This window comes from Streptomyces sp. NPDC043427, assembly GCF_056436655.1.
Genome location: NZ_JBWKCC010000044.1, coordinates 40,274 through 57,952 on the forward strand (window position 1 = coordinate 40,274; position 17,679 = coordinate 57,952).

Annotated in this window: 19 protein-coding genes and 1 pseudogene; 12 read left to right on the forward strand and 8 right to left on the reverse strand. The window is 70.3% G+C overall.

The window, feature by feature from the left end; genetic code table 11:
* Window positions 1–117 precede the first annotated feature (117 nt).
* A complete protein-coding gene (locus AC067M_RS42630) occupies window positions 118–510 on the reverse strand; it encodes a TnsA-like heteromeric transposase endonuclease subunit (protein ID WP_478702374.1) in 393 nt (130 codons plus the stop codon).
* 344 nt (window positions 511–854) lie between these two features.
* Between AC067M_RS42630 and AC067M_RS42635 the strand changes: the two genes are divergently transcribed.
* Window positions 855–1,487, forward strand: a complete 633-nt coding sequence (locus AC067M_RS42635) for a PadR family transcriptional regulator (RefSeq protein ID WP_478702375.1) — start codon at window positions 855–857, stop codon at window positions 1,485–1,487.
* Between the two features lie 74 nt (window positions 1,488–1,561).
* Here the strand turns inward: AC067M_RS42635 and AC067M_RS42640 are convergent, their stop codons facing one another.
* Complete coding sequence (locus tag AC067M_RS42640; RefSeq protein WP_478702376.1) at window positions 1,562–1,990, reverse strand: type II toxin-antitoxin system Rv0910 family toxin; 429 nt, start codon at window positions 1,988–1,990, stop codon at window positions 1,562–1,564.
* Between the two features lie 202 nt (window positions 1,991–2,192).
* Between AC067M_RS42640 and AC067M_RS42645 the strand changes: the two genes are divergently transcribed.
* Both AC067M_RS42645 and AC067M_RS42650 read left to right on the forward strand, forming a co-directional pair.
* Window positions 2,193–2,807 carry a hypothetical protein gene (locus AC067M_RS42645; RefSeq protein WP_478702377.1) on the forward strand — a complete coding sequence of 205 codons (615 nt, stop codon included), beginning with the start codon at window positions 2,193–2,195 and terminating at the stop codon, window positions 2,805–2,807.
* Between the two features lie 104 nt (window positions 2,808–2,911).
* Window positions 2,912–3,916: an EamA family transporter gene (locus AC067M_RS42650; RefSeq protein ID WP_478702378.1), complete on the forward strand. Its 1,005-nt coding sequence runs from the start codon at window positions 2,912–2,914 to the stop codon at window positions 3,914–3,916.
* Between the two features lie 41 nt (window positions 3,917–3,957).
* On the opposite strand, the gene AC067M_RS42655 is transcribed toward AC067M_RS42650, so the two are convergent.
* Window positions 3,958–4,635 carry a pyridoxamine 5'-phosphate oxidase family protein gene (locus AC067M_RS42655; RefSeq protein ID WP_478702379.1) on the reverse strand — a complete coding sequence of 226 codons (678 nt, stop codon included), beginning with the start codon at window positions 4,633–4,635 and terminating at the stop codon, window positions 3,958–3,960.
* A 35-nt stretch (window positions 4,636–4,670) separates the two neighbouring features.
* Between AC067M_RS42655 and AC067M_RS42660 the strand changes: the two genes are divergently transcribed.
* Window positions 4,671–6,002, forward strand: coding sequence for an aminotransferase class I/II-fold pyridoxal phosphate-dependent enzyme (locus AC067M_RS42660; protein ID WP_478702380.1), 1,332 nt, complete (start codon window positions 4,671–4,673; stop codon window positions 6,000–6,002).
* A 130-nt stretch (window positions 6,003–6,132) separates the two neighbouring features.
* Here AC067M_RS42660 and AC067M_RS42665 read toward each other — a convergent pair whose 3' ends face one another.
* On the reverse strand, window positions 6,133–7,182 hold the full coding sequence (locus tag AC067M_RS42665) for a helix-turn-helix domain-containing protein (RefSeq protein ID WP_478702381.1): 1,050 nt from the start codon (window positions 7,180–7,182) through the stop codon (window positions 6,133–6,135).
* Between the two features lie 96 nt (window positions 7,183–7,278).
* Here AC067M_RS42665 and AC067M_RS42670 point away from each other — a divergent pair, with 96 nt between their 5' ends.
* Window positions 7,279–8,130: an MBL fold metallo-hydrolase gene (locus AC067M_RS42670; protein WP_478702382.1), complete on the forward strand. Its 852-nt coding sequence runs from the start codon at window positions 7,279–7,281 to the stop codon at window positions 8,128–8,130.
* Between the two features lie 165 nt (window positions 8,131–8,295).
* Here the strand turns inward: AC067M_RS42670 and AC067M_RS42675 are convergent.
* Window positions 8,296–8,621, reverse strand: a pseudogene (locus AC067M_RS42675) (transposase); the annotation flags it as partial.
* Window positions 8,622–8,987: 366 nt separating this feature from the next.
* The gene (locus AC067M_RS42680) at window positions 8,988–9,920 is read right to left on the reverse strand and encodes a DMT family transporter (protein ID WP_478702383.1); all 933 of its coding nucleotides are present in this window, start codon (window positions 9,918–9,920) and stop codon (window positions 8,988–8,990) included.
* A 95-nt stretch (window positions 9,921–10,015) separates the two neighbouring features.
* On the opposite strand from AC067M_RS42680, the gene AC067M_RS42685 reads away from it, so the two are divergent.
* On the forward strand, window positions 10,016–10,918 hold the full coding sequence (locus AC067M_RS42685; protein WP_478702384.1) for a LysR family transcriptional regulator: 903 nt from the start codon (window positions 10,016–10,018) through the stop codon (window positions 10,916–10,918).
* Between the two features lie 83 nt (window positions 10,919–11,001).
* Here AC067M_RS42685 and AC067M_RS42690 read toward each other — a convergent pair whose 3' ends face one another.
* Window positions 11,002–11,469, reverse strand: coding sequence for a pyridoxamine 5'-phosphate oxidase family protein (locus tag AC067M_RS42690; RefSeq protein WP_133931782.1), 468 nt, complete (start codon window positions 11,467–11,469; stop codon window positions 11,002–11,004).
* A 139-nt stretch (window positions 11,470–11,608) separates the two neighbouring features.
* Between AC067M_RS42690 and AC067M_RS42695 the strand changes: the two genes are divergently transcribed.
* A complete protein-coding gene (locus tag AC067M_RS42695; protein WP_478702385.1) occupies window positions 11,609–12,262 on the forward strand; it encodes a cysteine hydrolase family protein in 654 nt (217 codons plus the stop codon).
* On the opposite strand, the gene AC067M_RS42700 is transcribed toward AC067M_RS42695, so the two are convergent.
* Window positions 12,249–12,761, reverse strand: a complete 513-nt coding sequence (locus tag AC067M_RS42700) for a Rieske (2Fe-2S) protein (RefSeq protein ID WP_478702386.1) — start codon at window positions 12,759–12,761, stop codon at window positions 12,249–12,251. The two genes, AC067M_RS42695 and AC067M_RS42700, sit on opposite strands and share 14 nt — an antisense overlap.
* A gap of 191 nt (window positions 12,762–12,952) precedes the next feature.
* On the opposite strand from AC067M_RS42700, the gene AC067M_RS42705 reads away from it, so the two are divergent.
* The 5 genes from AC067M_RS42705 (at window position 12,953) to AC067M_RS42725 (ending at window position 17,602) form a co-directional block, all read left to right on the forward strand.
* Entirely contained in the window at window positions 12,953–13,717 is a 765-nt protein-coding gene (locus AC067M_RS42705) for a HipA family kinase (protein WP_478702387.1), read from the forward strand.
* Window positions 13,714–14,130 (forward strand): DUF3037 domain-containing protein, encoded by a 417-nt coding sequence (locus AC067M_RS42710; RefSeq protein ID WP_478702388.1) that lies wholly within the window; start codon window positions 13,714–13,716, stop codon window positions 14,128–14,130. The genes AC067M_RS42705 and AC067M_RS42710 overlap by 4 nt, the downstream gene beginning before the upstream one ends.
* Window positions 14,131–14,254: 124 nt before the next feature.
* Window positions 14,255–15,016 carry a 3-oxoacyl-ACP reductase FabG gene (fabG, locus tag AC067M_RS42715; protein WP_478702389.1) on the forward strand — a complete coding sequence of 254 codons (762 nt, stop codon included), beginning with the start codon at window positions 14,255–14,257 and terminating at the stop codon, window positions 15,014–15,016.
* An 11-nt stretch (window positions 15,017–15,027) separates the two neighbouring features.
* Window positions 15,028–15,783 carry an SDR family oxidoreductase gene (locus tag AC067M_RS42720; protein ID WP_478702390.1) on the forward strand — a complete coding sequence of 252 codons (756 nt, stop codon included), beginning with the start codon at window positions 15,028–15,030 and terminating at the stop codon, window positions 15,781–15,783.
* Window positions 15,784–16,006: 223 nt separating this feature from the next.
* Entirely contained in the window at window positions 16,007–17,602 is a 1,596-nt protein-coding gene (locus AC067M_RS42725) for an ABC transporter substrate-binding protein (RefSeq protein WP_478702391.1), read from the forward strand.
* The last annotated feature ends 77 nt before the right edge of the window (window positions 17,603–17,679 follow it).

Consider the following 17,679-nt stretch of genomic DNA (forward strand, 5'->3'; position numbering starts at 1 on the left):
CATACGCCAGGGTCCAGATCAACTGAGATTTTCGCCCACCCAGGTGTCTCAACCGTTCTGGTCGCCCCAGGTCACAGTGGCGGCTTCGGACCGGATCACTTGAGACGGGACGGGCGCCTATCCCGACGTTCTGATGGCGTGGTTGATCGCGGAGGCGACGTCCTCAGCGATGTGGGTGGGCTGACACCGGACATTCGCGAGGAGCACCGCATTCGGTGTCCCCAACCGCTCGAACCTCCACCCGGACTGGGCGCAGACCAAGCGCGTCATCTCAAACGCTTCGGCGTCCTTCGGCTCGATCCGCTCGTCCGCACGCACATCGACGACCAACGCTGAGCCGTCAATGCGGCGCACGAAGTAGTCCGGGGCGTGCCGACGCTCCCGCTCACCGTCATGCCAGTGCAGCCAGAACGGCTGCGAGCAGATCCCCACCACCTTGGGGTCGAAGTCCGAAGCCGATATGCCGCCCGGTCGTCGCCGACCAGTACCAGCCCGGGGAGTGACGCTCACCGCGCGACCAGCGGAACGTACGTACCGGATCGACATCCTCGAACCGGCTCGTCACGCAGTCCTGCATCGGACGCCGACGACGCTCGTGTACCGCGTCGACGTACGGCAACTCGACGCACGGTCCTGCCTGATCCACCCCAGCCGGTACAGCCATCCAGCACCCCAACGCACTCAGCTGCGCGACTAGGTTCGCTCAGACAGAAGCCCGAACGACTCGCTTGGCTGAGGAAACGATCGAGTGAGAGGGGACATCCGCGCGAGCATGCCAGGGCCTTGCCTTGCCAACTGTTCCGATATATCGTTGAAGCATCGCGACAGATCAACGATGGAATGGAGTGATGGTGATGCGCAGCCACGGATTCGAGCGTGGACATCGACAGGACGGCCCCTCCGGGCGCGGTCGGGGTGGCTTCGAGGGTCGGCGTGCCGCTTTCGGGCCCTTCGGGCCGGGCGGCGGTGGGCCCTTCGGTTCCGGAGGGCCCGGGTTCGGGCCCGGTGGCCCGTGGGGCGGACGGGGGCGTGGCGGGCCCAGGGGGAGGGCGCGGCGCGGAGACGTGCGGGCGTCGATCCTGGCCCTGTTGAGGGATCGGCCGATGCACGGTTACGAGATGATCCAGGAGATCGCCGAGCGCAGTGGCGGGGCGTGGAAGCCCAGCCCCGGCTCGGTGTACCCCACCCTCCAACTGCTGGAGGACGAGGGGCTGATCGCCAGCGCGAGCGAGGGCGGCAAGAAGCTGTTCTCCCTCACCGAGGCGGGCCGCGCGGCGGCCGACGAGGGGCCCGAGGCGCCCTGGGAGGAAGCCGGGCGCGGGGTCGACTGGGAGGCCCTCGGGGAGATCCGGCAGGCCGGGTTCGGACTGATGGAGGCCTTCGGCCAGGTCTGGAAGACCGGCAGCAAGGAGCAGCGCGACAAGGCGCTGGCCGTGATCAACGAAGCCCGCAAGAAGCTGTATCTGATCCTCGCCGACGAGGGCTGACCACCCGATGGTCGTGGCAGGCGCCCCGCGGAGACCCTCCGTGGGGCGCCTTCGCATGCCCGGCCGACAGGCCGTCAGGCCACCAGTCCGTCCAGCTTGCGCAGCGACTCGTTGAGCGCCGCCGTCGCCGAGTCCTTCAGCTTGCCCGCCATGAGCGACACGGCCGCGCCCGTGAACTCGCCGTCGATGCGCACCGTCGTGGCGTCGCCCTCGGGCGTCAGTGTGTAGCGCGTGGCGACGGTCACCGCCATCGGGCCCTTGCCCCGGATGGCGAGCACCCTCGACGGCTCCAACTCCTCGACGGTCCAGTCGACCTCGGCCGGGAAGCCCATCAGCTTCATGTTCTCCTGGAAGGTCGCGCCCAGTTCGAGGGTCTCGGGGCCGCCCTTGGGGAAGCTCGTGTGCGTCGCGTTCCACTCTCCGTACGCCGGCCAGTTCGTGAGCTGCGTCCAGACCTTCTCGGCCGGTGCCCCGATGCGTGCCTCCGCGCTGACTTCGGCCATGCGACCACCTCTTCGTGACGGGCTACGGTGTCGCGGAACGTAGCCGCAGAGCCCGCAACATTCAATACTGATGAACCGTCAGAAAAGGCTGCTCTCCTCCGTAGGGAGGAGAGCGTGCCGGGCGTTGTCCACTCCGCGTGGGATGCGGAAATGCTCCCCGCCGGGGATGCCCCGCACCTGCCGGGACTGATGAGGTGGGGATGTGCAACCCCGTATTCCCCGGCAGTCGGCCGGTGCCCACGGCCTCCCCGCGCACCGCCACCGCGCCCAGGGCCCCGGTGACCTGGGCCCCGGTGACCTGAGCCCCCACGACGCGGCCCCCGGTGGCGGGCTCGGTGCCGAGCTGGCGGCCGTGCTGGACGCGGCTCGCCGACGTGCCGTCCGGGACGGGGACCGGCAGATCGACACCGCCCATCTGCTCCACTCGCTCCTGGAGTACGACCCCGAGGTACGCGCCGTCATCGACGGCGACGGTACGCAGATCGCCCGGCTCCTCGGTTACCTCGTCCAACGCAGCATCGGCTACGGCCTGCGCTGGCAGGTCAGCGTCGAGGACTCCGGCGGCGTACCCGTCGTGACCGACGTCGCGGGCCTCTCGCCGCTGGCCGCCGCCGCGATGGCGGACGCCCGCACCCGCGCCGCCCGCCGTGGCGACGTCCCCGCCCATGGACTCGACCTGCTCGCGGCGATCGTCAGGGATCCACAGGCGCGGGCCGTCGAGGTGTTGGCGCGGGCCGGCGTCGACGCGGGCCGGCTGTCGGCCCGCATCGAGCGCGGGCCCCAGGAGTACGCGGGGGACGGCGAGCCGGGGCGCTGAGGTGTCGGCCGCGGCGGACGCTGAGGCGTGTCGTCCCGCCGGGGGCCGCCCATCTGGTGAGACAGGTGTCATCGGGGGTGACGCTCATGTCGTCGCCTGTCATCATGCGTACCGTGCATACGTCTGGGAGCAGTCAGGCCGGCCACGGCAAGGGCGTCGGGCTCGGTCTCGCGGTCGCGTCGGCGATCGCCTTCGGCGGATCCGGCGTCGCGGCCAAACCGCTGATCGACGCGGGGCTCGACCCGCTGCACGTGGTGTGGCTGCGGGTGGCGGGCGCCGCCCTGATGATGCTGCCGGTCGCCGTGCGGCACCGCGGACTCGTGCGCCGCAGGCCCGCGCTGCTCCTCGCGTTCGGTATCGCCGCGGCCGGCGTCCAGGCCTGCTACTTCGCCGCGATCTCCCGCATTCCCGTCGGCGTCGCGTTGCTCGTCGAGTACCTCGGGCCCGCCCTCGTCCTCCTCTGGGTACGGTTCGTGCAGCGCAGGCCGGTGACGCGGGCCGCGGCACTCGGTGTGGTCCTCGCCGTCGGTGGACTCGCGTGTGTCGTGGAGGTCTGGGCGGGGCTGCGCTTCGACGCCCTCGGACTGCTCCTCGCGCTCGGCGCAGCCTGCTGCCAGGTCGGCTACTTCGTCCTGTCCGACCAGGGCGGCGACTCGGGCGACGACGCCCCCGACCCGCTCGGGGTCGTCGCCTACGGACTGCTCGTCGCCGCCGTACTGCTGACCGCCACCGTCCGCCCCTGGACCATGGACGGGTCCGTGCTCGCGCACTCCGCCGACATGGACGGCACGCCGGTCCCCGCCTGGCTGCTCCTCGCCTGGGTCGTGCTCGTCGCGACGGTCGTGGCCTACGTCACCGGCGTGGTCGCCGTACGCCGACTCTCCCCGCAGGTCGCGGGGGTCGTCGCCTGCCTGGAGGCGTTGGTCGCGACCGTCCTGGCCTGGACCCTCCTCGGTGAACACCTCTCGGCACCCCAGGTCGTGGGCGGTGCGCTGGTCCTGGCCGGTGCCTTCATCGCCCAGACGACGACCCCCGCGAAGGCGTCCCCGGACCCGGTGGCCAAGGGCGTCCCGGGCCGGGAGGCGTCCGCCCGGGAGACGGCTTCATAGCCAGGGGCATGGCTTCCTGGAAGAAACTGCTCCATACGGCGTCACGGAGCCGCCAGGTAGTCGGGCACCTCCGTGCCCGGTGCCAGGTCGGGGTCCGCCACCGGGGCGCCGTAGCCCTTGTTCAGCGGGACCACACCGGCCCAGTGGGGGAGGGCGAGGTCCTCGGGCTCGTCGTTCACCCCGCCCGTGCGCAGCTTGGCGGAGACCTCGTTCAGGTCGAGGCGGATCACCGCGGTCGCGGCCAGCTCCTTCTTGTTGGCGGGCCGGGAGTCCGCGGCACGCCCCGGCACGACGTGATCGACCAAGGCGTCCAGCGCGGCCCGCTTCTCCTCGGGGTCCGTCACGTCGTGGGCGATGCCGTGCACCACGACCGAGCGGTAGTTGATCGAGTGGTGGAAGGCCGAGCGGGCCAGGATCAGCGCGTCGACGTGAGTGACGGTGAGGCACACCGGAAGGCCGGGGTCGCTCCGGCCGGTCATCCGCAGCGGGCGCGAACCCGTCGAGCCGTGCACGTAGAGCCGCTCGCCGACCCGGCCGTACAGCGTCGGCAGCACGACCGGCACGCCGTCGCGGACGAAGCCGAGGTGACAGACGTAGCCCTCGTCGAGGATCGCGTGCACCAACTCCTTGTCGTACGACGCACGCTCGGGGGCGCGCGTGGGGACGGTGCGCTGGGACGGCGTGTAGGCGGGCGTCGTCGTCTGAGGGGTCCCCTGCATGGCGCTCTCCATTGCACTAGTGCATAATTAGCTTTGTGCTAGGAGACTATCCGATCAAGGGCCGGCGCGCAGTAGAGATTTCGGCGAGCATCGAGAGCGCGGTGGGCGCGGGTGAGCTAAAGCCCGGGCAACTCCTGCCGCCCATGCGGGAGTTGGCCGACAGGCTCGGGGTGAACCCCAACACCGTCGCGGCCGCGTATCGCATGCTGCGCGAGCGCGGGGTCATCGAGACGGCAGGGCGGCGCGGCAGCCGCGTACGGTCCGCGCCGGCCACGACGAGCCGTGAGTTCATCCGGCTGGACGTGCCGGAAGGCGTACGTGACCTGGCCAGCGGCAACCCGGATGCGACGCTGCTGCCGCCGCTGGCCCCGGCGTTCGCCGAGGCCGCCGCACAGAGCGACCGGCAACCGGTCCTCTACGGCGACGCACCCGTGGAGCCCGAGCTGGCCCGCGCCGCCCGGGCCCGCCTCGACGCCGACGGGGTGCCCGAGGGGCCGGTGGCCGTCACCTCCGGGGCGCTGGACGCCATAGAGCGGGTCCTCGCCGCCCACCTCAGGCCCGGGGACACCGTCGCCGTCGAGGACCCCGGGTGGGGCAGCGTGGTGGACCTCGTCCCGGCGCTCGGGCTGCGCACGGTCCCCGTCGGCCTCGACGACGACGGACCGCTGCCCGAGGACGTCCGCCGTGCCCTCGCCGGCGGAGCGCGCGCCCTCGTCGTCACCGACCGGGCGCAGAACCCCACGGGTGCCGCGCTGAGCGCCGCACGCGCGCGTGCCCTGCGTTCCGTCCTCGCGCAGTACCCCGCGACCCTGCTGGTCGAGGACGACCACGGCCACGGCATCGTCGACCTGCCCCTGCATCCCCTCGCGGGGGTCACACACCACTGGGCCTTCGTACGTTCGGTCGCCAAGGCGTACGGCCCCGACCTGCGGCTCGCCGTCCTCACCGGAGACGCCGTCACGCTCGACCGGGTCGGCGGACGCCAAAGGCTCGGGCCGGGCTGGCTGAGCTGGATCACGCAGCGCGCGGTGCTGCGGCTGTGGGCTGACGGCGCGGTGGACACCCAGGCCGTCGCCCGGTCGTACGGGCAGCGCCGTGACGCGCTGATCGACGCGCTCGCCCGGCGGGGGATCGCCGCGTACGGGCGCAGCGGCATGAACGTGTGGGTGCCCGTCCGGGACGAGACCGGAGCCGTCGCCCGCCTGCTGCACGCGGGCTGGGCCGTCGCCCCCGGTGCCCGCTTCCGAATGAGCGCACCACCCGGCATCCGGATCACCGTCTCGACCCTGACCGCCGACGAGATCGAACCCCTGGCCGACGCGATCGCCGCGGCGGTGGGACCGGCGCCGGTACGCCGTTACGTCTAGGGCGCGTATCGAGTCGTGATCAATCTGCGGGATTCGCCCTCACGGTGGGGCCTGGGTGGCAGATCGTCCTGCAGGACGCACGTGCACTCTCTGTGGCCGTCCTGGGCGCACGCCGCGGCAGCGATCCGGATCAAACGTTCCCCGACGGTGCCCTTACGGCCGTCCTGCGGTAGGTGGCGGGGCTGGTCCCGAAGCGGGACTTGAACGCCCGGGAGAAGTGGGAAGCGTCCTTGAACCCGACGCGCAGCGCGATGCTGCTGACGTTCTGAGCGTCGGATCCGGCCCCCGACAGCATCGTGCGGGCGCGGTCGAGCCTCTGGGTGTAGAGCCATGCGCGAGGTGTGGTGTCGGCCTCGCGGAACAGCTCGTGCAGATAACGCAGTGAAAAGCCCAGGTGGTGGCTGGCGGCGAGCAGCGTCAGGCCGGGGTCGTGGAGCCGGTCGGCGAGGTAGGCCTTGGCTCGCCGAAGATCACGTCGATGAGCGGCCGCACTCGCTTTCCCGGAGATGTCCGAGCCGAGCGCGTCGCACGCGGTGGCCAGGAGATCGAGAAGGTTCCTCATGAACGATGCGGCGGTCGCCTCGCCAAGGTCATGACCTTGTTCGGCCAGGGCGCACAGGAGGGGACTGACGAAGGCACCCATGCCGCGCGCGGTCCGGAACGGTACGGCGGTGACGTGCTCGGCGACGGCGCAGCGGGAGGTGAGCATCGCGCGGGGTATCTGCAGGACCACCGAGCGGAACGGGCGGTCGAAGCGGAACACGTAGGGGTGGGCGCTGTCCACGAGGGCGAAGTCGCCGGGACCCACCTCAGCGGCGCGGTCGCCTTGCCGGAGCCTGGCCGACCCCTCGGTGAGCAGCGTGAGGAAGAAGTCCTCTCCTGCCGCTCTCCTGACCAGGTCAGGCGTACGAGCGGCCTCATGCGGATCCGCCCGCATGGTGCTGACCAGCAGCCCGCCAGTCACCCGGGCGACAGCGGAAGCGGCGAAGCCGTGCTTCGCGGAGACGGGGACCGCGCCGGGCAGCGCGGCCGCGCGCATGGCGACGAATGCCGTACGGGTCACCTCGCTCCAGTAGTCCCACTGGTCATGGTCCAGGCCGAGCGTGGTGAAACGCCGCTCGGCGTCCGCACCGGCGTCGTCGCTGCGCTGTGGTGCCGGAAACGGCGCGTTCCCAGTCATGTCACGGATTCCCAGGTTTCCTTAGCGTAACCGCACGGCTCAGAGGATGCCACGCACTGAGTGGAACGAAAAGGGCCGGTCAGAGAGGAATGACCCATGCTCACCACTATCTTCTCGGAGCAGCGAAACGGGCTTCGTTTCGATGTGTTCGCGGGTTCCGAAGCGGCTCTGTCGCCGAACTGCGTCCTCATCAGCGGCGAGCACGACGCGATCCTGATCGACGTGCAGTTCGTCATCGACGAGGCACGCGAACTCGCCGACCGCGTTCGTGACAGCGGTAAGCAGCTCAAGGCGGCCTTCATCACGCACGCGCACCCGGACCACTACGGCGGCATGGGGGAGATCGCCTCCGCCTTCCCCAACGCCCCGATCCTGGCCCGGCAGGGCGTCATCGACGGGATCCTGGAGTGGCCGGCCAAACGCCTGCACTGGCAGGAAGCCTACGGCGACCAGATCCCGGACGAGATGCCGGTGCCCGAGCCGCTGACCGGGGACAGATATTCGCTGGAGGGGCATGCAGTGGTCTTCGTGGACCTCCCGGTGGCCGAGACGGTGCACGCGACCGCCTTTCACGTGCCCGACGCGCAAGCCGTGGTCGCCGGGGACCTGCTCAACCACCACTCGCACTGCTACATGGCGGACACCAACAATCCCGCTTCATGGCTTACCGCCCTGGATCAGGTCCAGGCACTGGGAGAACACCGGATCGTGGTCCCGGGCCATGGCCCGGTTGGCGGGGAAGAGGTGATCGACGACACCCGCGCCTGGCTGGAGGACTACCAGGAGGTGGCCAAGCCACGGGTACCCGTCGCCGACATCGCCCGCGAGATGAGCCGCCGACACCCCGACCGTGCTCTGCCCATGCTGCTCTGGCTCACCCGAGGTCCCTCGTTCGGGCTTGTCGGACCCAAGGAACTGGGAGTGCCGCCGGAGGTGTTCGGAGGCTGAGCCGGAACGTACCCACCTTGCAGCTTCTTGCGACACGGCTGCGCAACAACGGCTATGGAGGTTCCGCCCCGGCGTCAGCGACGCCAGGGGCGGAGTCTTTGGAAGGGCGAACTGCTGCGGTCGGGTTCGACGCCCCCTTCCGAGCTGGCGCGATCGGCCCAGTCAGGCCGCGTCGTGGTGAGCGCGCGCGATGGTGGAGTCGACACTGACCAAAGACAGGTCCACCTCACCCCGCTTCGCAGCTTCCGCGATCAGGCCCTCCAGCAGGGCCTCGAAGACGCCGACGTCACACCATTGCCGGAAGCGGTTGTGGACGGTCGACCAGGCGCCGAATCCTGCGGCATCTCCCGCCACTGCCCGCCCGTCTTGAACCGCCAGATCACGCCCTCGAACTGCTGCCGCAGGCGCACGGGGTACGGGCCGTACTCGCCGATCGGCAGGTACGGCCCGATGAACTCCCATTCCTTGTCCGTCAGTTGCACTCGCGTCACGCAAGGAGGTCTACCGGATACAGGCCTCGACGCGAGATGCCCCCACAGGATCACGACTCGATACGCGCCCTAGGGCCTGTCGCCTGGATGCCGCCACAGGCACGGGGTCTGGCACGCCCTCCCCCCTGCCGATTCGCTCGAGCGGGAGGTACCCCCACCCGCGTCGCCGTCGGTTGCCGATGCTCCGCATCGACGCCCTCCTCGGCCTCGCAGCCGCACGCTCCCCCCACGCTCGGCCTCGCTCGCGCGGGGGGACCTCATGACCCCGTTCACCGGTGCTGACCAGCCGGCCTCGATTCCCTGCGTCCTGATCCGAACGACAGGCCCAAGGGTGCCCCAGGCGATCAGCTCGGGCGCGCACCTGTGTCAGCGACGCGCCCGCCCCTGCGTCAGCGCCGCCCCCGCCAGCACGATCACCGCTCCGACCGGTGTCGACCAGCTCAGCGACTCGCCTAGGATCGCGACGCCCGCGGCCGTGGCGATGACCGGGATGAAGTACGTGACCATCTGGGCCGTGGTCGGACCGACCTCGGCGACCAGGCCGTACTGGAGGAGGACGGCGAGCCCGGTGCCGAGCGCGCCCAGCGCGGCGACCGCCAGCAAGGGGACGACGGGGAAACTCGTGGGCAGGGTGGTGAACAGCGGGGTGACCACCGCCAGTTGGAGCGTGGCCAGCATCAGCTGCGCGCCCGTCAGAGACAGGTGCGACTCGGAGGACCCGGCGAGCGTGCGGCGGACGTAGATCCAGCCGATCGGATAGCTGAGCGAGGCCAGCAGGGCCATCGCGGTGCCCGCGACATCCAGGCCGTCGAAACCCTGCCACGCGCCGAGCACCGTCAGCACGCCGAGGAACCCGAGGCCCAGCCCGGCGACCCTGAGGCGTGTGGGCCGGTCCTCGGAGAGGGCGACCAGGGACAGGGCCATGCCCCACAGCGGTGAGGTCGCGTTGCAGATGCCCGCCAGCGTGGACGGGATCGTCAGCTCCGCATAGGCGAACAGGGAGAACGGCAGCGCGTTGAGCAGGAAGGCGGCGACCGTCAGATGAGCCCAGGTCCGCGCGCCGCGCGGCAGCCGCTGCCGCTTCACCACCAACGCGGCCGCCACCACCGCCGTGCCGAACACCAGACGGCCGAGGGTGACCTGGAAGGGCGCGTACCCCTCGGTGCCCACCTTGATCAGGAGGAAGCTGAAGCCCCAGATCAGCGACAGCACGCCGAAGCGCAGACGCCAGTCGAGGGCGCGACGGGGGCGGGCGGGGTCTGTACGGGCCTGGCTGCGAGGAGTCGTGGCGGTGGTCATGCCGCCAACGATGCTGGAGACAATCTCGTAGCACAATCGAGAAATCGCCCGCTGTACCTCGTAGCAACGTTTATGTATCTCGTAGCATCGGGCACATGCTGAATCTCGAGCGTCTGCGCACCCTCGACGCCCTCGCCCGGCACGGCTCCGTCAGCGGCGCAGCTGCGGGACTGCACGTCACGACCTCGGCCGTCTCGCAGCAGTTGGCCAAGCTGGAGCGGGAGGTCGGGCAGCAACTGCTCGCCAAGAACGGGCGGGGTGTGCGTCTGACGGACGCGGGCCGGCTGCTCGCCGAGCACGCGGGACGCATCCTGTCGCAGGTGCAGCTCGCCCAGTCCGACCTGGAGGCACAACGCGGCCAGGTCGTCGGAGAGCTCAGGCTCTCGGCGTTCCCGACCGCCGCGCGCGGGCTGTTCCCGACCGCGCTGGCCGCGTTGCGCGCCGAGCATCCGGCGCTGCGGGTGCGTTCCTGCGAGCTGGAGCCGGAGGCCGGCATCGCCGCCGTCATCCGCGGGGACCTCGACCTGGCCGTCGTCCTCGACTGGTACAACAAGCCGATGGCACTGCCCGACGGTCTGGTCAAGGCGTCCCTCCTGGACGACCCCGCCGAGGTGGCGATGCCGGCCGGGCATCCGCTCGCCGACCGCGACGAGGTGGACCTCGGGGAGTTCGCCGACGACGAGTGGATCACCTGGGGCGAGGGCGAGTTCTGCCACGAGTGGCTGATGTTCACCCTGCGCTCCCGGGGCATCGAGCCGATCATCGGCCACCGCGCCGGCGAGACGCACACCCAGTTGCAGCTGGTGGCGGCGGGACTCGGCGTGTGTATCGCCCCACTGCTCGGCCGCCATCCGACGCCCCCCGGTGTGGTCACCGTCCCGCTCCGGCAGCGCGTGCGCCGCCATGTCTACGTCATCTGGCGCGCCGACGCCGACCGCCGCCCCTCGATCCGCGCGGCGGTCCAGTCCCTGCGGGCTGCGGCAGAGCGCGTGGGCTAGAGCCCGTCTCGAAAAGTCCCGTCGTCCGCCCGTGCCGGGCGTCGCAGGGCGGGCGGGACTTTCGCAACACGCCTCAGGGACTGCTACGCCCCGCCCAGCTTGCGGAAGTCCCACGAGACGACCTTCTCCGGTGTCAGCCGGATCCACGCGTGCCGGCCGTCGTGCGGCATTTCCTCCAAGCGGAAGTTCTTGCGGGCGAACAGCGTCTCCGGAACGTCGAGTTCGGCGCACAACTCCCCGATGCGCGGGTGTTCACCGACGAAGTCCACGGTTCCCGACAGCTCGACGCCCTGCAGCTCGTCGTACTCCTCGCCCGTGTCCACCACGATCGCGACTCTGGGGTCGCGGCGCAGGTCGGTCCAGCGCTTGCTGCGTACCACCGAGTACAGCCATATCGAGACACCGTCCCACGCGAACCACAGGGTGCTCACGTGCGGTGCGCCGTCCGCCGAGACGGTGGCCACCCGGCAGGTGCGCTGGGCGGTCAGGAAATCGTCCAGCTCGCCCGGCGTCATCATGATCTTCCGGCCCCGGCGCTGAGTAGCGGTCATGCGGCCCCCTCTTCCTTCTCCCACGTCGTGCCAGAGGAGATCCTCTGACATCACGTCAGAAAAGGATGGGTCGTCTTCCCCCAACAAGCAATGGTGACTACGCTCACCCGCCTCACACCGAAGGCGACCAGGGGGAACCATGCCCTCGTACGAACAGCTCGGTGAACTCCTCGACCCGGCGACCACGGCCCTGCTCACCGTCGAGTGCCAACAGGGCGTCGTCGGGCCCGACAGCGCCCTGCCCGAACTCGCCCGCGAGGCACGTGACTCGGGGGCCCTCGCCAATGTCGCCCGGCTGGTGGCAGGGGCGCACGACAGCGGGATCCAGGTGATCCACGCCATCGCGGAACGCCGTCCCGACGGCCGCGGCGCCAGCCGCAACGCGCGGCTCTTCCGCGCCGCGGCACGGCTGCCGGTCCAGCAGCTCTCCGGGACATCGGCGGTACGCGTGGCGGCCCCGATCGAAGTCGCCGACGAGGACATCGTCGTACGACGGCTGCACGGACTGTCGCCCCTCGCGGGCACCGACGTCGACGCGCTGCTGCGCAACCTGGGCTGCCGCACACTGGTCGTCACCGGCGTCTCCGCCAACGTGGCGATCCCCAACGCCGTCTTCGACGCGGTGAACCGCGGATACACCGCGGTCGTGCCCACGGACGCCGTCGCGGGGGTGCCCGCCGAGTACACCCCCGCCATGATCCGCCACACCCTCGCGTTGGTCGCCACGGTCGCGACCACGGACGAGGTGCTGGCCTGCTTCGAGCGGCAGCGTGCAGGCGTCAGGCGAGGGTGATCTGGTCCCCGCTCACGGTGATCTTGACGGCGGGCAGCGGCTGCTTCGCCGGGCCGCTCTTCACACTGCCGTCGGTGACGGAGAAGTTGCTGTTGTGGCAGGGGCAGTTGATCACGCCGTCGGCGATGCTCTTCACCGCGCAGCCCTGGTGGGTGCAGACGGCCGAGAAGGCCTTGAACTCGCCCGCCTTGGGCTGGACGACGACCACCTTCTGGGCCTCGAAGACCTTGCCGCCGCCCTCCGGGATCTCGGCGGTCGTCGTGAGCGCGGCACCGCCGTTCGAGCCGCTCGACGCCGCACCGCTCGGGCTGCTGCCCGCGTCGGTGCTACCGGTCGAACCGGCGGAACCCGCGGACGAGGACGTGTCGGTCGAGCTGGAGGAACTGTCGTCAGAGCCTCCGCACGCGGTCAGCGCGGCGGTGAGTCCCGCGGCTCCGGCCGCGGCCACGACGGCTCGACGGGCAGGTCCGGACGCGGGCTTGAACGAGGCGCTGGTCATTTGCAGACGTTCCCTTCGGGGGGAGGTTCATGATCTGTGCACAGGTACGGGCCGAGGGCCCGGGCTGTTCAGACTGTGTCGAGATCTAAACCTGTTCGACGTGTGCTGGGGGTAAATCAGAGCTGTCGGTGTGCTGTCGCCCGGCCCCGGCGCCTCACGGCCCACGCCCGACAGCCCAGTAACCTGGGGCGATGCTCAAGGAAGTCATCGCGACCCGCTACATCACGCCCCTGCGTGAGGGGGGTTCGCTGCCGGGACTCGTCGAGGCCGACGATCTCGGGACCTACGTCATCAAGTTCACCGGTGCGGGGCAGGGCCGCAAGACCCTCGTCGCCGAGGTCGTCTGCGGTGAACTCGCCCGCCGGCTCGGCTTCAGGATGCCCCGCCTGGTCATCGTAGGCCTCGACCCCGTGCTCGGGCTCGGGGAGCCCGACCAGCAGGTGCAGGAGCTGCTCAGGTCCAGCGGCGGCGCCAACCTCGGCATGGACTTCCTCTCCGGCGCCCTCGGCTTCGACCCGCTCGCCTTCCCCGTCGGCCCCGAGGAGGCCGGACGGATCGTCTGGTTCGACGCGCTGGTCAACAACGTGGACCGTTCCTGGCGCAACCCCAACCTGCTGGTGTGGCGGGGCGAACCGTGGCTCATCGACCACGGCGCCACCATGATCTGGCACCACAACTGGCCCGGCGCCGAGACCTCCGCCGCCCGCCCCTACGACGCCTCCGACCACGCGCTCGCGCCCTTCCGGCCGGATGTCGCGACCGCCGCGGCGCAGTTGGCGCCCCTCATCACCGAAGAACTCCTCGCCGAGGTCACCGCGGGGATCCCCGACGCCTGGCTGACGGACGAGCCCGGCTTCGACACGCCCGACGACCTGAGGCGTGCCTACGCCCGCCCGCTGCTCGCGCGGGCCGCGATCATCCACGAGCGCATCCACGGCATCGAGGGGACCAAGTGACCGACCGCCACATCACCAGGGCCGGCCAGGGCGGTGGCCGGGACGTCTTCGAGTACGCCCTCCTCCGCGTCGTACCGCGCGTCGAACGCGGGGAGTGCATCAACGCCGGCGTGGTCGTCTACTGTCGTGCGCAGGCCTACGTCGGCGCCCGCACCCACCTCGACGAGGCCCGGCTGCTCGCGCTCGACCCCGACGCTGACGTGGCCGGCGTGCGGGCCGCGCTCGGTGCGGTGGAGGGCGTGTGCGCCGGCGGTGCGGCGGCCGGGCAGGCGGCCGGGGACGACCCGGGGCGGCGCTTCCGCTGGCTGATCGCGCCCCGCTCGACGGTCGTGCAGCCCGGGCCCGTGCACACCGGACTCACCACCGATCCGGCCGCCGAGACGGACCGCTTGCTGGACCTCCTGGTGAGGTAATGGATCACACGCACCGGGTGTGCCGTTGACACCGGGTGCCAGGGCTTCTAGCGTCACGTCTGCTGAAGGTACTAAGCGGTCGCTCACCAAGGGCGCACTCTCTCTAGGGCGAGGAGAACAGCGAATGTCCACCACTGAGCAGCGGGTCGCCGTGGTCACCGGCGCGGCGCGCGGTATCGGCGCGGCCACCGCCGTACGACTGGCCGCCGAGGGCCGCGCGGTCGCCGTGATCGACCTCGACGAGGCCGCCTGCAAGGACACCGTGGAGAAGATCACCGCGGCGGGCGGCAGGGCCATCGCGGTCGGCGCCGACGTCTCGGACGAGGCCCAGGTCGAGGCGGCGATCGCGCGCGTCGTCGAGGAGCTCGGCGCGCCGACGATCCTCGTCAACAACGCGGGCGTCCTGCGCGACAACCTGCTGTTCAAGATGAGCGCCTCGGACTGGGACACCGTCCTGAACGTGCACCTGCGTGGCTCGTTCCTGATGACCAAGGCAGTCCAGAAGCACATGGTGGACGCGGGCTTCGGCCGCGTCGTCAACCTGTCCTCGTCCTCCGCGCTCGGCAACCGCGGCCAGGCCAACTACTCCGCCGCCAAGGCCGGTCTGCAGGGCTTCACCAAGACCCTCGCCATCGAGCTCGGCAAGTTCGGCATCACCGCCAACGCCGTCGCCCCCGGCTTCATCGCCACCGAGATGACCAAGGCGACCGCCGACCGCGTCGGCATGGGCTTCGACGACTTCAAGGCCGCCGCCGCCACCCAGATCCCCGTCCAGCGCGTCGGCGAGCCCGAGGACATCGCCAACGCCATCGCCTTCTTCACCGCCGACGCGGCCGGATTCGTCTCCGGCCAGGTGCTGTACGTCGCCGGCGGACCGCTGAACTAGGGATCGGGAACATGACTGTGGAACTCTCCGGCAAGGTCGCCCTGGTCACGGGCGCCAGCCGAGGCATCGGCTACGGCGTCGCCGAAGCGCTCGTCGCGCGCGGCGACCGCGTCTGCATCACCGGCCGCAATGAAGAAGCCCTGAAGGAGGCCGTCGAGAAGCTCGGCTCCGACCGCGCCATCGGCGTCGCCGGCAAGGCGCACGACGAGGCCCACCAGGCCGAGACCGTCGAGCGCACCATGGAGGCGTTCGGTCGCGTCGACTTCCTGGTCAACAACGCCGGCACGAACCCGGTGTTCGGCCCGATCGCCGACCTCGACCTCCAGGTCGCGCGCAAGGTCTTCGAGACCAACGTGATCTCGGCGCTCGGCTTCGCCCAGCGCACCTGGCACGCCTGGCAGAAGGACAACGGCGGCGCGATCGTCAACATCGCCTCCGTCGCGGGCCTGTCGGCCTCGCCGTTCATCGGCGCGTACGGCGTCAGCAAGGCCGCGATGATCAACCTGACCCAGCAGCTGGCGCACGAGTTCGCGCCCAAGGTGCGGGTCAACGCGATCGCCCCGGCCGTCGTGAAGACCAAGTTCGCGCAGGCCCTGTACGAGGGCCGGGAGGCGGAGGCCGCCGCGGCCTATCCGCTGGCCCGCCTCGGTGTGCCCTCCGACATCGGCGGCACCGCCGCGTTCCTCACCTCGACGCAGTCCGACTGGATCACCGGCCAGACCCTCGTCGTGGACGGCGGCATCTTCCTCAACGCCGGCGTCGCCTGACAGGTGCCGGCCCGGCAGGGGCGCCGTTTCCTCGACGGGAAACGGCGCCCCTGCCGATACACGGGACATATCTGGACGTACGAGACACGCGAAACGCGCACAGGACGATGACAACGTCGTCACGGACGGGGTGACCCAGCCCCCGTGGACGGCCCGGTTCGTCCGGCGTGGCACTGCGGTATGGTCTGCCGACCCTTGGTATGGCAGATCGAGGAGCGTGCGCGTGTTCAACCGGAACCGATGCCTGCAGCAGGTGGCGGCTGTCGTGTCCATATCCCTCGCGACATCCTTCGCGACCGGATGTGGTGTTTTCGGGGACGAGGCGTCCGACGACGCCGGGCCGATAGTCGTGGGCACGACCAGCTCGCCCAGCACGCTGGACCCCGCGGCCGCCTGGGACAGTTCCTGGGAGCTGTTCCGCAACGTCTACCAGACGCTGCTCGCCTACCCGGTCGGGGCGACCGACCCCCGGCCCGACGCGGCGAAGAGCTGTGAGTTCACGGACGACTCCAAGCGCACGTACCAGTGCGAGCTGCGCGAGGGCCTGACCTTCTCCGACGGCCACACGCTCGACGCGCAGGCCGTCAAGTACTCGATAGACCGCATCCGCAAGATCAACGTCTCCGGCGGCCCCGCCGGTCTCCTCGGCAGCCTCGAACGCGTCCAGGTGCGCGGCGACCGCGAGGTGATCTTCCACCTCAACCAGTCCGACGCGACCTTCCCCTTCGTCCTCGCCACCCCGGCCATGTCCATCGTCGACCCCGAGGACTACCCGGCCGACAAGCTGCGCGAGGACGGCGGCATCGCCGGCTCCGGCCCCTACACGCTCGCCTCCTACGACGAGGGCAAGCAGGCCGAACTCACCCGCAACGACAAGTACAAGGGTTTCGCGGAGCGCAAGAACGACGCGGTGACCATCCGCTACTTCCAGGACTCCGGCGGCATGGTCAAGGCCCTGCGGGACAAGAAGATCGACGCGACCTACCGAGGTCTCGGCGCCGACGACATCGTCGCCCTCCAGAAGAAGGGCCCCGACGCCGACGGCCTCGAGCTGGTCGAGGGCTCGGGCACCGACATCAACTACCTGGTGTTCAACCCCAAGGACCCATGGGCGAGAAAGACCGCGGTCCGTAAGGCCGTCGCCCAGATCGTCGACCGTCCGGCGATCACGCACAAGATCTACAAGGACACCGTGGACCCGCTCTACTCCATGGTCCCGAAGGGCCTGACCGGCCACACCACCGCCTTCTTCGACGACTACGGCGAGCCGGACACCGGCAAGGCCCGCAAGTTCCTCACCGACGCGGGCATCACCGAGACCGTCCCGCTCACCCTCTGGTACACCACCGACCGCTACGGCTCCGAGACCGCCACCGAGTTCAAGGAGCTCAAGCGGCAGCTGGAGGCCTCCGGCCTGTTCAAGATCACGCTCAAGAGCCGTCCCTGGAAGACCTACGTGCAGGGCTACCAGAAGGGCGAGTACCCGGTGTTCGGGCGCGGCTGGTTCCCGGACTTCCCGGACGCCGACAACTTCATCGCGCCGTTCGTCGGCGAGCAGAACGCCCTCGGTACGCCCTACGACACCCCGAAGATCACCAAGGTGCTGCTGCCCCGCTCCCGGCAGGTGAGCGACCGCGCCGAGGTGGAGCAGGACTTCGAGGAGGCCCAGCAGATCCTCGTGAACGACGCGCGGCTGATTCCGCTGTGGCAGGGCAAGCAGTACCTGGCCGTGAACGAGGACGTCTCCGGCGCCGAGCGGGCGCTGGATCCCTCGACCATCATGATGGTGTGGGAGTTGTCCCGGAAGATGAGCTGGTAGGTCGCAGGGTGACGGTCCGGGCGGCCGGATGTCAGTGGCCGCCTGTAGGTTCTGTGACCTGGAACCGACCGTACGAC